Genomic DNA, 12876 nt, shown 5'->3' with positions numbered 1-12876 from the left:
GTGAAATCCATCTCTTAAGAGACTAGGGCGCGTTGCTAAGAAATGTAAACCTCTCTTATGATGGAGTCGTGACATCTGCCGCCGCGCCCTCTCGTCAGCGCCGGCGCGGGCCCGAGCTCGAGGCCGCGCTGCTGGACGCGGCGTGGGACGAGCTGCTCGAGGCCGGCTTCGCGAAGCTGACCATGGAGTCCGTGGCCTCCCGCGCCGGCACCGGCGTCGCCGTGCTGTACCGCCGCTGGGCCAACAAGAACCAGCTCGTGCTCGCCGCGCTCGAGCACTACCGGAACAGCCACCCGGTCGATCTCCCCGACACCGGCACCCTGCGCGGCGACCTCCTCGCCGCACTCACCGGCATGGGCGAGGCCCGCGCCACCTTCTCCGCCATCGCCGCGGCCGCGGCCTTCTCGGGGCTGCTGGCCGATACCGGGCTCACCCCCGCTCAGGTACGCGAACGGATCCTGGGCGACCAGCCGCTCTCGCGCGTCCGGGTCATCTACCAGCGCGCCCACGACCGCGGCGAGATCGACCTGGAACGGATCCCTCCCGCGGTGCTCGCCATGCCGTTCGACCTGGTGCGCCACGACCTGCTCATGGACCTCAAGTCCCTGAAGCCCGCACGCGTGACGTCGATCGTCGACGAGATCTTCCTCCCTCTCGTCCACAGCTGTCACGACGGGCCGGGGCCGGCGGGAACCGTCTCACCCGCACCGGCCTGAGCGCCGTGGAGTCCCTGGAGCTCGTCGTATTCTGAGGGGCATGCCTTCGAAGCGCGGCGCGGAGTCGGCCCGCAGATCGGTCGCGGAGCCGGCGTCCACCGGGCTGCGGGAGCGCATCCTGTCCGCGACCCGCGAACTGCTCCGGGAGCGCCGGTTCGACACCCTCAGCGTCGCCGACATCCTCACCGCCGCGGAGGTCTCCCGGGCGAGCTTCTACTTCTACTTCCCGAGCAGGCAGGCGGTGCTCGGCGAACTGGTGCGCGACGCCGTGGCGCAGGGGCAGCAGGCCGCGCGCCCCTGGGTCGAAGGGCTGCAGGACCCCGTCGCCGCCATGCGCGCGGGGGTACGGGACGGTGCCCGGCTGTGGCGCGACAACGCCGGCGTCCTCATGGCCATCGTGGAGAACCAGGGCTCGGACGAGGGCCTGCGAGCCCTCTGGCTGGAGCAGATGAACCTGTTCACCGACGCCGCGGCGGCCCGAATCGAGTCCGACCCGCAGGTTCGCGGGCGGCTCGGGGACCTGGACGTGCGCGCCGTCGCCGCGTCGCTCACCTGGATGGGCGAACGGCTCTACTACCTCGCCGCGGCCGGGGTTCCCCCGTTCCACGACGAGGAGGTGCTCGTCGACGTCCTCACCAACGCCTGGACGTCCATCCTCTACGGCCGGCCGGTCACCCCACTGGTGGAGCACCCGGCGGGGTGACCACTCCGCGCCGGGTCCGATCGGTGCGCGCCGGCGCCGCCCGGGAAGGCGGCGCCGGCTCCGTTGCAGACCTCAGGACCGGCCGCGGGCCCGGGTGACGACCTCCTCGCCCGTGAGCGGGCTGCTGGGGTGGTGGCTCAGGCACAGCGGCGTACGGACCTTGGTGAACGACCCGCCCTCGACCGCCGCGTAGAACTGGCCGGACCGCAGCCGGGACACGTCCGGGACGTCGCCGCCCTTGGCCTTGGCCAGCTCGCGCGCCGCCGTGATCTGCGCCGGCGCGTTGAGCAGGCCGAAGAACTGCGTGGCCGCGTTGCCCGTGATCTGGTTGTGCAGCCCCTTCGGCGCCTGGGTCGCGAACACCAGCCCGAGGCCGTACTTGCGTGCCTGGGCGGCGAGGGCGAGCGTGCTCTGGGTGCAGGCGGTGGCCGCCCCGGACGGCGCGAAGGTCTGCGCCTCGTCCATCACGAACAACCCGCCGAGCGGCCGGTCTCCGGCAGGGTGGCGCTTGATCCAGGAGAACAGCGCCATCTGGAGCTGGTTGACGAAGCTCTGCCGCTGGGCGTCGGAGGTCAGGCCGGTGAGGCTGATCACCGAGACACGGGCTCGCTTCCCCTCCGCCGGGGTCAGCAGGAGGCCGGGGTCGACCGGAACCCCCTTCCCCGCGAACAGGGGATCGCTGATCATCTCGGCTCGCAGGTGCTGGGCCATCTCGGTCGCGAGCCTGGCCGCGCCCTCGAGGCGGCTCACGCCGTCCGGCAGGTCGTCGAGCAGGGCGACGAGCCCGTTGAGCGCCGTGCCGCCCTGCCGTCCGTAGTGGACGACGGCCTCGCGCAGCACCGCCCGGCCCAGGTGTGCCCTCGCCGTCCTCCCGTCGACCTTGGCCCGGGGCACGAGCGCGGCGAGGGCGGCGTCCACCGCCTCCCCGAACTCGTCGGGGTCGTCGAGCACGCCGGCGAAGTCCGGCAGCGGCTGGAAGCTCAACGGGCGTCCCTGCTCCTTGCGGGGCGTCCAGACGACCACATCGGTGTTCGCCAGATAGTCGGCGGCCCTGACCGTGTCGTCCTCGCCCCACGCGCCGGGCGGCTCGGGCCACGCGTCGCCGAGCCGCGCCAGGTCGTTGTTCGGATCGAGGACGACCGAAGAGACCCCCTGCAGAGCGCACTCCTCCACCAGCCGCCGGATCAGGACGGTCTTCCCCGACCCCGAACCGGCGAAGATCGCCACATGCTTCCGCAGGGCGTCCAGTGCGATCCGCACCGGCCGGTCGTCCGAGCTCGCCGCTCCGATCGTCAGGTACGGAGTCGTCAGTGCATCAATGGGCGACAGTGGCCTGCGAGGGCGAGGAACCACCGGTTCCCCCGCGGAAGGCAGCTCCGCAGTCGGCACCTCGGCCGGTGGTGCCTCGGCAAAGGACGGCGGAGGCCCGAACCGCTGATCGGAAGCAGCCGGGCCGTTGCCCACGTCGCTGGGCAGCACATCATCGGTAGGGGGCGATGCGGGCGCACCGTCGGAGACCGGGGACGGCGCGTCGGACTCCGGCGATGGCGCGGGCTGTGGCACCGGCTGTAGAACCGGCTGCGGCACGATGGCCGGCTGAAGCACTCGCCGATCGGGATTGGCGGTGCGCCGGGACTGGTCCGGCGACCGGGTCGCCCGCGAGGACGTCCTTGCACCTGGGTCGGACACCCGCGGAACGGCGGCGTCGCTCAGCGCCTCGGCGAACAGCTTGACCTCGCTCGTCGGTCTGCGGGAGACGAGCCACGCCTGGAGGTCGGGCGGGTTGGCGGCGAGAAGGTTCCGGAGAGCGGCGAAGATCCTGAGGTCGTCCTCCACGATCTGGAGGAACCGGCCGCCTGCCTGCTCGAAAGCGGCCAGCGTCTCCTGTGTGACCGGTCCCTTCGCCCAGCCGTGGTTTCTGAGGATGAACAGCCTGCGCGCGGGTGTCCGCCCGTCAAGCCCGGCTGCCGTGGACGCGGAACGCAGCCGGTTGAGCGCGGAGGTGTGATTAGACGCTCCAATAGCGCGGAAGCACCAGTGCGCCTCGTTCTCGGTCGCCTCATCCAGTGTCCGCCGCAGGCGGGCGTGCAGGGGCGGCTTGGAACTCGGCGACGGGTCCTGGCTGAACACACGTCCCGTCTCACCCTGCTCGGCGATCCACGCCTGCAGCCCGGCCGAGAGCAGCCCGGGCATCACGGCGTCCTCCGTGACCGGGTCCAGCGCCCCCGCCACGTCCGCCCGCTCCCGCAACTCCGCGAATCGCCTGTCGAGCGCCGTGAGGTCGGGGCCCGGGTCCGGAACGATGATGATCGGAGGGATCTGATCGGGATCGGTCAGCCGCTTCAACTCGGTGATCTGCCCGCTCGCCATGCAGGACCGGACGTGCGTGTCTATCCGGATGAGCAACTGGCGAGGGGTGTACTGGTACGCCTCCTCGAATGCCTCCGGCCTCACCGGCCATGTCGGGTACGGCGGCGTGAAGTTGGCAGCGGCGTACTGCGCCGCGAATCGCTTCTCGATCAGCTTCCGCCCGGTCTCCGCGTCCGGGATCGTCCCTAGGCGGATCGTCTCCCGGAAGCGGTCCTGCACCGTGTCAGTGGCCTTCGTCTGAATGAGATCCCACGTGGCCGGCAGGCACGACAGCACGGTCAGCGTGCGGCGGGTCACCTCGCGGAGCATCAGGAGGCCGCCCGCGACACGTTCGAGGGCCAATGCCTGTTGCCACGACTCCTTGAGGTCGTTCGCGAGAGACATGGACGACTGCGCGAGCATGACATCGATCTGATCGATCGCGATGATGGAAGGCCCAGTCAACGCCACCAGGTGGGACAGGTCGCTGACAATCTCCTGCGGGGACTTTCCGATCGTGGTGAAGCCCCAGCCTGCCCGTTCGCCCGGTTCTCCTTCCGCTGCGCACGCGAGGTAGGCGTCGCCGACGTCCTGCGCGGACAGGTCGATGGACGCGCGCAGGACGAGCGCCCTCGCTACGTCCTGGGCGTCACGGCCGACGTGTCGGTCGTACCGGCGAAGAGCGTGCACGAAGACGTCCAGGTCCTGCCGGGAGAGCGACGCCTCGCCGATCACGGACTGCCGGGCGTCGGACGGCACCTCGGCCAGCAGGCAGAGCCGCCACAGGAGTTCCTTGAGCTGGGTTCCCGCCCCTGGCATGGGCCGGGAGAGGCTGTCCAGCATGGAGAGCAGCACGCTCTCCCAGAAGCTCCTGGCGTCCAGCAGGCTGACCAGGAAGAAGTAGCCGTCCTCCTCGTGCACCGCCTGCCGGGCCCAGCCGAGCAGGTGCGTTTTGCCCGCGCCTCTCTGGCCCTGTATCACGAGGCCGATGGGGCTCGCGTCGGCGCTCTCCTCGGCCTCGATGAAGCCGTTGAGGATCGCCTTGGCGGTCCGCTGGTGGAGAGCCCCGACGTGGAACGGCAGCGGTCGCCACACGTCGTCGGGGACCTTGGCGTAGTCGAACCTCAGCGCCGCCAGGGCGTCCAGTTCCCTGCCGGTCATCATGCTCCGATCAGAATGCGGTGCTTGGGCTGGTCGCCGATGATCACCGCCGCGTCGCGGTCTGCCTGGGTGAGGGTCTTCTGGTTCTCCCACGGGACGATGTGCACGTCGGGCTGGGCGATCATCCGGCGGAGGGTGGCGTCGACCTCGTCTCTCGGGGCATCGCCCAGCAGCGGGCGCAGCCGGGTCAGGCTCACCCAGGCGTTCGGCCCGTCGGCGAGCTGCGCGTACGCCTTCCGGATCGACGTCTCGACGTCATCGGAGAGGAAGGTGGCTGCGCTCGCGTCCGAGGCTCTCGAAACCGTTTTTTCCCGGGCGGTGCTTGTCTCCTCGACTCCCGTGGGGGGCGTCGCGGCGGGGTCCTGCCGGCCGAAGACGTCGGCGAGGCTGCTCTCGCTGCGGCTGACGTGCCGCTGGATGCCCGCCACCAGCGCCCTGACCGCAGCGGCGGCGAAACCGGTGCCCGGGGCGCCGACGCCGTCCCGGAAGAGCTCCGACGCGTGGTGCCAGCCCTTGTCGGTCAGCACGTGGCTGTAGGAGCGCCCCTGCCTCCGGCTGTCCACGTATCCGCCGGCGTTGAGGGCGGTCCGCTCCTTGCCGGTGATGGTGACGCCGTAATTCTCCTTGAGCTCGGGATTGGAGATCTCCCGATCCTCGGCCATCAGGATCAGGAGGGCGCAGGTCGCGGAGAAGGACAAGGGTTTGTCAGGCATGGGGGGATCCTTCGAACGTTCCATTGCGGCGGGTGTGGAGGAAATGCTCGATCTCGGCCAAGACGGTGCCGACGTGGCCGAGGACCTGGTCGTTGGTGAAGCGGCGTACGGCGTAGCCGTCCTCGCGCAGGCGCCGGTCGCGCTGCCGGTCGGCGGCGAGCCTGAGCGCCTCGCGGTGCTCGGGGCCGTCGATCTCGACGACGCACCGTTCCGCGCGGAACAGCAGGTCGACCCTGATGGGAGTGGTGAGCGGGCTCGACCTGTGGGTCTGGTTCCAGGCCCGTCCCGCCGCCCATGCGCAGGAGGTCAGCGCGGTCTCCAGGCTCTTCTCGGCGGCGCTGCCGGGGTGCGGCAGCCCGGCGATGGGCGGATAGGCGAGCACCGGCAGCGGTTGGCCGTCCGCCGGGCCATCGGAAAAACCGGAGCCGGCCAGTTCACGGGAGAGGGCCGCCACCTCGTCCGGGATCGGGGCGGTCATGCTCTCGACGCGATCGACCGCCCGCAGGGGCGGCCCGGTGAGCCAGACGCCGAACCGGCCGTGCTGGGCGAGCCATTCGCATCCCGTCACCAGCACCTCCTCCGCGGCGGGGGAGAGCCCGGAGGGAGGCCGCACGAGGATCGCCGCCTCCGGACGCCGGTAGCCGTCGCGGAGCACCCGGGCCAGCCCCGCGGCGCGGACCTCGGGCGGGAAGGGCCCGGTCCGGCCCGCCGTACGGTCACCGGCCGTGACCCCGCTCGCGCCGGCCCGCTCACGCAGGGCCCGCTCGGCGAGGTGGGCGAGGAAGGGGGCGAAGTGCCGGGTGGTCGAGGCCGTGCGCAGGGCGAGCGCCCGTACGGCGGGGACGGCCGCGCCACCGGCCCCGGTGATGCCGTCCGCGTCCGGCAGCCAGGCGGGGAACATCGCCACCGCCGCGGTCTCCAGCTCGCCCAGCACGTCGGCGACGAGGTCCGCGGGGGTCCGGGCGGGGCGGGGAGCGTAGGCGACCAGCGCGGGCGCGTCGTCGGGGAGGGGTTCCAGCGCGAGGGCGACCGCCCCGGCGTCCTCGCCGACGTGCACGACCCGGCCGACGGGAAGATCGTTCCACGACCGCGCCATCACGCCGTCCCCACCTGCTTGGTTGAAGATCCGACAATCTTGACCCGGCAGAGGTTATCCGGCGGCGGCAGGGTCGTGCATGAGATCCGGAATTTCCTGATAAAGGCCGAGGCCGGTACGGCGGATCAGGCGGTCTCGGACCTGATCAGGCGGAGGAACGCCTTGATGCCCGACAGGACCTCCTGGTTGTCGGTGAGACGGCTGAGAGAGTCCTCGAACTTCCTGCCCACCGCGTCGAGGCGGCGATCGAGGTCGTCGGCGCGCGCCGTGGCCGCCTGCAACCCGGCGCGCGTCTCCGGGACGAGGGCGTCGAGGCGCTCGGTCAGTTCGGTGGCCCGGGCCTCCAGCGCCGCGACGCGCTCGGCCAGCGCGACGGCGTCCTCGCGGGGGTAGCGGACCTCCTCCAGCATCGTGGTCATCCGGCCGCGCAGGTGGGCGAACCAGGCGCCCGCCGGCCGGAGGAACGTGGCGAGCAGGTAGAAGACCGCGAAGTAGTAGCCGACCGTCTCACCGGAGAAGTACGTGATCGCCGCGAGGAGGGCGGCCGACACCAGGTGAGCGGCGACGGCGGCCCGGCGCATGCGGACCGCGATGCGGCGGGCCTCGGCCTCCCGTTCCGGTGGGATCGTCATCCCGCGCTCGCGGCTGACCCGGATCTCGTGGATCAGCGCGTGGGCCTGGAAGTACACGTTCCACGGAAGCGTCAGGAGCACGATCAGCCAGATCAGGCACAGCGCCCCGAATCCGAGGGAGACGACCACCGGCAGCGGGACGTCCACCACGTAGACCAGGACGATCCCGGCGATCGTCGAAATGATCGTCAGAAAGACGATTCCGCTTCTGCTCACGACGGCCCTTCCCTCAGGTGTTCCGGGCACCAGTGTCGCCGCCGGACCGCGGCCCGGACATGAGCATGATCACCCGGATCGTCTGAGTAGGACCGCTCAGTGAGGAGGGGTGACCCGCGAGGACGCGGGCCACCCCTGACGGGAAGGAAGGGTCAGAAGACCGGGACCCCGTCGCGGACGAGCTTCCAGTTCGCCTCGGCGAAGGTCGCCGGGTCGATGGTGCCGGTCCCCGTGGCGTACTCGATCAGCGCCTGGCGAATCTCCACCTGGGCGTTGTACACCACGGGAGCCGTGCTGACGTGCGGGAACCCGCCGCCGCCCGACTGGCGGTAGTTGTTGATCGCCACGATGAACTGCTGGTCGGCGGCGACGGGCTCGCCCTGGTAGGACAGGGCTGCGATGCGCTGGCCGACCGGCTTGGCGATGTCGATGTCGTACGTCACGCCGGACAGCTGGTCGTAGTTGTAGTCGGGCGTGCCGCCGGCGTTGGTGAGCGTGGCGAGGTCGATCGGCGCGCCCGGAGCGACCTGGGCGAAGTATTTCGCCGAATACTCCAGGAAGTCCTTGATCTGGGCGCCCGTCATCTTGATGCCGAGCAGGGTGTTGTCGTAGACGTACAGCCCGGCCATGTCACGCACGCTGACCGGGCCGGCCGGGAACACGGCGGTGCGGCTGAACGGCGCGGCGATGGACAGCACGGGCAGCGAGGCGTCGGCGGTGCCCGCGACGCCCTTGCTCACGAGCTCGGTCTGCACCTTCTGGATGTAGTCCAGGATCGGGGTGTCCTTGTACGGCGACTCGGCCGCGGACAGCTGCTCCTTCGACTGCGCGATCACCTGGTTGACGTAGCCGACGGTCTTGTCGTGCTGCTTCTTCATCAGTGCGACGATCTTCGGGTCCTCGGCCACGCCGTTGGTGTTCAGCGTGGTGGACGACTTGCCGGTGACGGTCCACTTCCCGCGCTCCTTGGCGAGGGTGAAGTCGACGACACTGAGGCGCTGGCCCCACCTGCCGGGCTCGGTGAGCAGCACCTGCCGCCCGGTGGCCTTGTTGGTGACGAACCGCTGCGGCACGTCGTTGTGCGCGTGCCCGAACAGCACGGCGTCGACGCCGGGCACCTCCTCGGCGACCATGGCGGCGGCGTTCTCCACCGGCAGGTCCGAGCCGTACGACGACAGGCCGTTGTCGCCCGCGTGGGCGGTGACCAGGACGACGTCGGCGCCGAGGCCGCGGATGACCGGCACCCACTTCTTGGCGGTCGCGACGAGGTCGAGGAACTTCAGCTTTCCGTCGACGTTCGCCTTGTCCCAGATCGCGACGCCGGGGTTGGTGAGGCCGAGCACCCCGACCTTGATCGGCTTCTCGCCCTTGACGTTCATCGTCTTGATGACGAACGGCCGGTAGGCCGGGAGGCCGGTTCCGGCGGAGACGGCGTTCGCGCCGAGGACCGGCGCCTTCATCTGCTTCACCCACGCGCCGAGCAGCGGCAGGCCGTAGTTGAACTCGTGGTTGCCGAGCGTCACGGCGTCGTACCCGATGGCGTTCATGGCCTTCGCCATGGGGTGGGTCTCGCCGGTCGAGGTGATCGGCTCGATCTTGGCGTAGTAGTAGTCCAGCGGTGTGCCCTGGAGGGTGTCGCCGGAGTCGAAGAGCAGGGTGTGGCCGGCGCCGCGGTCGGCCCTGATCTGCGAGACCATCGTCGAGATCTTGGCCAGGCCCACGTCGTTGTGCGCGCTGTCGTCGTACTCCGCGTTCTTGTAGTAGTCCCAGTTGAGCGCGTTTCCGTGGATGTCGGAACTGGCCATTACGGTGATCTTCACCGTCTTGGCGGGTGCCGCCGAGGCGGCGGCGCCGGGCAGGAGGAGACCGAGGGCCACGGTGGTGGCGCCCGCGGTCAGCCTGATCGCTGAACTCATGGTGGGTGACGATAGTGTCACGCAATTACCAAGTGGTCACGAAGTTCTTAACCGGACATGTCGCTACAAGATGACACGCTTCTCACCCAGGCCGGGGTAGGACCGATGAGGTGGCCGACAAACTCGAGACGTACCGGGCGAAACGCGACCCTGCGCGCACCGGCGAGCCCATGCCCGCCGACGGCCCGTCGCCGCGGGGTGAGGACGACACTTTCGTGATCCAGGAGCACCACGCCAAGTCCCTGCACGCGGACGGCGCCGACGTCACCGCGGAGCACCGCTGGCTGCGCCCGCTGGCCGAGTCGCTCGGCAGCCGGGCCGTGATCCTCGACGGAGAGGTTGCGGCTCTCGGGGCGACCCTCGGCTACGTCTGCTACGACCTGCTCTACGACGACGGGCGGTCGCTGCTGGACGAGCCGTTCGAGCGCCGCCGTACGCGCCTGGAGGCACTCGCGGTGAACGGGCCGCGCTGGCAGACCGCGCCGTCCTGGCCGGGGGAGGTCCACGCGGTACGGCGGGCGGCGGCCGAGCAGGGCCTGCCGGGCGTGGTGGGCAAACGGCTCGACTCGGCGTACGCGCCGGGGGAGGAGTCCGCGGCCTGGGTGCGCCTGCCGGGTAAGCGGGACGGCGCGGGGTAGTTGCCGGGAAGGGGAGGTGTGGCCATGAGCGGTCCCAGTGGAAGCGGGGGAGCGGCCGGGCGGCGGCATCCGGTCACCGGCGAGCACAAGTACGAGCAGGAGATCACCTCGGCGGACGAGCACGAGGAGCGGCCGGGACGGAGCCTGGTCACGACCGACCACGAGGTGATCAGGCGATGGGCGGGGGATCGGGACGCCACTCCCGCCACCGTCCCCGGCACCGAGCACGAGGGCCGTCCGGGGGTTCTCCGCTTCGACTTCCCGGGCTACGGCGGCGAGGACCTGAAGCACATCTCCTGGGACGAGTGGTTCAGGACGTTCGAGGAGCGCCGGCTCGACTTCGTCTACCAGGAACATCGCAAGGACGGCAGCCCGAGCAACTTCTTCCGCCTGGAGAACCCCGGCCGGGAGGACGCCTAGCCGGTCCTCCGGGTGGTTCTCTAGGTGGTCCCGGTCCTCGCGGAGCGGACGAACCCGAGCTCGGCGGCGTAGTCCTCCAGCTTCGCCCGCAGCTGGCGGCGTCCCCGGTGCAGGCGCGACATCACCGTGCCGATGGGGACGTCCATGATCTCCGCGATCTCCTTGTAGGCGAAGCCCTCCACGTCGGCGAGGTAGACGGCCATCCGGAAGTCCTCCTGCAGTTCCTGGAGCGCCTGCTTCACCCGGGAGTCGGGCAGGCTCTCCAGCGCCTCCACCTCGGCGGATTTCAGCCCCGTCGAGGTGTGCGAGGCCGCCTCGGCGAGCTGCCAGTCCTCCACGTCCTCCGTCACGGCCCGCTGCGGCTGGCGCTGCTGGCGCCGGTAGGTGTTGATGTAGGTGTTCGTCAGGATGCGGTACAGCCAGGCCCGGAGGTTCGTGCCCTCGCGGAACTGGTGGAAGTTGCTGAACGCCCGCATGTAGACGTCCTGCACGAGGTCCTCGGCGTCGGTGGGGTTGCGGGCGAGCCGTAGGGCCCCGGCATAGATCTGGCCGATGTACGGCAGCGCGTCCCGCTCGAACCGCAGCCGCCGCCGTTCGACCGCCGTGTCGTCGACGATCGTCATTTCCCCACCTCCTTGAGGGACTACCTTATAGTTACGACCGCTTTGTCCGATCCGGTCGCACGGGTCGCCTACCCCTGGTCTCCGTTTCAACACGGCTTGCCACCGGCTTTCCGGTACGGGCCCGCGCGGCCGCCCTGACCCACGCCTCGACGCGGTCGGGCAGGGCGGCCGGAGAAGAATCCCTGGCGGCCGGTTCTCAGGCCGCGTCGCGGCGGCCGGCGGACCGGATCGTGCCGCTGGAGGAGGGGCCACCGGAGGTGGGACCGCCCGCGGGCGGGCCTCCGGGAGCGTGCGGGGCGAGGTCGGCGCCGCGCGGGGTCCGGTACGGCTCGCGCGCCCGCAGGTCCACGGTCTGGATGGTCCGGCTGATGTCGCTGGGCGTCACCAGGCCGACGATCCGGCCGTCGTCCAGCACCACCGCCCGGCCGTCGGCGGAGCCGCTCATCCGCTGGAGCAGTTCGGTGAGGAGGTCGTCCGGCCGGGCCGACGGCACGTCCGGCGGCGGGCAGGCGATCTCCCGGAGCGGCGTGACCTCCCTGCGGGCGGGATCGACGGCCCGGACGCGGCCCAGCGTCACCAGCCCCGCGAACCGGCCGTCGTCGTCCACGAGCGGATAGGTGGACAGGTGGTGGCGGAGCACGAGCCGGTCGATCAGCCCGGCCACCGTCTCGCCCGGATGGGCCGTGATGGGGTGCCGGGACATGACCTCCGCCACCTTGATCCCGTGCAGCGCGGCGTCGATCTGCGTCTGCTGCTCCTCCGCGCTGGCGGCGTTGACCAGGAAGAGGCCGATGAGGGCCAGCCAGAGCCCCTGGAAGCCGAGCCCGGAGACGAGGTTGAGGAACCCCAGGACGATCAGCGTGTAGCCGAACACCCGGCCCGCCCGGGCGGCGGCGACGGCGGCCCGGAGGCGGTCGCCCCAGCGCGCCCACAGGAAGGCGCGGAGCACCCGGCCGCCGTCCAGCGGCGCGGCGGGGATCAGGTTGAACACCGCCAGCAGCACGTTCACCGCGGCCAGGTAGCCGAACATCCCGCTGACCAGCGCGGGCCCGCCCACGGCGGAGACCCCCCACGTCACGAGGGCGAAGAGGCCGCCGAGCACGACGCTGGTGAGCGGGCCGACCCCGGCGATCCTGAGGTCCGCGCCGGGGGAGCGGGGCTCGCCGCGGAGCTGGGCCACACCGCCGAGCAGCCAGAGCGTGATGCCGGTGACCTCCACGTCGTGCCGGCGCGCGACGATGGCGTGCGCGAGCTCGTGCGCGAGCAGCGAGGCCAGGAAGAGCACGGCCGACACCAGCGCGGCCAGCACGTACGCCGCGGTCGGCAGGCCGGGGAAGGCGATCGGGAACCGCCCGAAGGCCAGCCCGACGACCAGGATCACGACGATCACGAGAACGCTGACGTTGAGCCCGACCGGGACTCCGCCGATGCGGCCGAGACTGATCGACGATCGCATCCTGCCTCCCCTCGTCCCTGTGACAGGGCCTACCCACAAAGGCACAGGTCACGCGGTTGCGGAGGGCCTGGAGGCGGCGACGCACGGTCAGCGGGACGCCGCGGGGACCGCTGTGCGCATATCGCGCGAATCGTGTGGGAATCAGAACCCGCTTGTGGTGCTCCGCCGACCTAATCGAAAGCGGCGCTTGACCGGCCTCTGGCTAAAGTTGGTGGCTAGCGTTGCGTACCGACCGTC

11 protein-coding genes are annotated in these 12876 nt (G+C 70.8%); 4 read left to right on the top strand and 7 right to left on the bottom strand.

Annotation, left to right across the window (positions count from 1 at the left end):
- The first annotated feature begins 68 nt into the window (after positions 1 to 68).
- Both HHX33_RS06680 and HHX33_RS06675 read left to right on the top strand, forming a co-directional pair.
- Positions 69 to 716, top strand: a complete 648-nt coding sequence (locus HHX33_RS06680; RefSeq protein ID WP_182873822.1) for a TetR/AcrR family transcriptional regulator — start codon at positions 69 to 71, stop codon at positions 714 to 716.
- A 40-nt stretch (positions 717 to 756) separates the two neighbouring features.
- A complete protein-coding gene (locus tag HHX33_RS06675; RefSeq protein WP_182873821.1) occupies positions 757 to 1419 on the top strand; it encodes a TetR/AcrR family transcriptional regulator in 663 nt (220 codons plus the stop codon).
- A gap of 72 nt (positions 1420 to 1491) precedes the next feature.
- Here HHX33_RS06675 and HHX33_RS06670 read toward each other — a convergent pair whose 3' ends face one another.
- The 5 genes from HHX33_RS06670 to HHX33_RS06650 form a co-directional block, all read right to left on the bottom strand.
- Complete coding sequence (locus HHX33_RS06670; protein WP_259402218.1) at positions 1492 to 4932, bottom strand: helicase HerA domain-containing protein; 3441 nt, start codon at positions 4930 to 4932, stop codon at positions 1492 to 1494.
- Positions 4929 to 5642 carry a hypothetical protein gene (locus tag HHX33_RS06665; RefSeq protein WP_182873820.1) on the bottom strand — a complete coding sequence of 238 codons (714 nt, stop codon included), beginning with the start codon at positions 5640 to 5642 and terminating at the stop codon, positions 4929 to 4931. Before HHX33_RS06665 ends, HHX33_RS06670 begins: the two co-directional genes overlap by 4 nt.
- Positions 5635 to 6738 (bottom strand): DUF559 domain-containing protein, encoded by a 1104-nt coding sequence (locus HHX33_RS06660; protein WP_182873819.1) that lies wholly within the window; start codon positions 6736 to 6738, stop codon positions 5635 to 5637. Before HHX33_RS06660 ends, HHX33_RS06665 begins: the two co-directional genes overlap by 8 nt.
- A 125-nt stretch (positions 6739 to 6863) precedes the next feature.
- A complete protein-coding gene (locus tag HHX33_RS06655) occupies positions 6864 to 7586 on the bottom strand; it encodes a hypothetical protein (protein ID WP_182873818.1) in 723 nt (240 codons plus the stop codon).
- A 152-nt stretch (positions 7587 to 7738) separates the two neighbouring features.
- Positions 7739 to 9502 (bottom strand): bifunctional metallophosphatase/5'-nucleotidase, encoded by a 1764-nt coding sequence (locus HHX33_RS06650; protein WP_182873817.1) that lies wholly within the window; start codon positions 9500 to 9502, stop codon positions 7739 to 7741.
- A gap of 110 nt (positions 9503 to 9612) precedes the next feature.
- Here HHX33_RS06650 and HHX33_RS06645 point away from each other — a divergent pair, with 110 nt between their 5' ends.
- Positions 9613 to 10140 (top strand): hypothetical protein, encoded by a 528-nt coding sequence (locus tag HHX33_RS06645; RefSeq protein ID WP_310741246.1) that lies wholly within the window; start codon positions 9613 to 9615, stop codon positions 10138 to 10140.
- 24 nt (positions 10141 to 10164) lie between these two features.
- Positions 10165 to 10560: a hypothetical protein gene (locus HHX33_RS06640; protein WP_182873816.1), complete on the top strand. Its 396-nt coding sequence runs from the start codon at positions 10165 to 10167 to the stop codon at positions 10558 to 10560.
- 20 nt (positions 10561 to 10580) lie between these two features.
- Here HHX33_RS06640 and HHX33_RS06635 read toward each other — a convergent pair whose 3' ends face one another.
- Both HHX33_RS06635 and HHX33_RS06630 read right to left on the bottom strand, forming a co-directional pair.
- Positions 10581 to 11183 carry a sigma-70 family RNA polymerase sigma factor gene (locus HHX33_RS06635; protein ID WP_182873815.1) on the bottom strand — a complete coding sequence of 201 codons (603 nt, stop codon included), beginning with the start codon at positions 11181 to 11183 and terminating at the stop codon, positions 10581 to 10583.
- 196 nt (positions 11184 to 11379) lie between these two features.
- Positions 11380 to 12639 carry a site-2 protease family protein gene (locus HHX33_RS06630; protein WP_182873814.1) on the bottom strand — a complete coding sequence of 420 codons (1260 nt, stop codon included), beginning with the start codon at positions 12637 to 12639 and terminating at the stop codon, positions 11380 to 11382.
- Positions 12640 to 12876: the final 237 nt, after the last annotated feature.

The sequence above is a fragment of the Microbispora sp. H10670 genome (assembly GCF_014161385.1).
Lineage (GTDB): Bacteria > Actinomycetota > Actinomycetes > Streptosporangiales > Streptosporangiaceae > Microbispora > Microbispora triticiradicis.
This window is presented reverse-complemented; position numbering and strand designations above follow the sequence as displayed.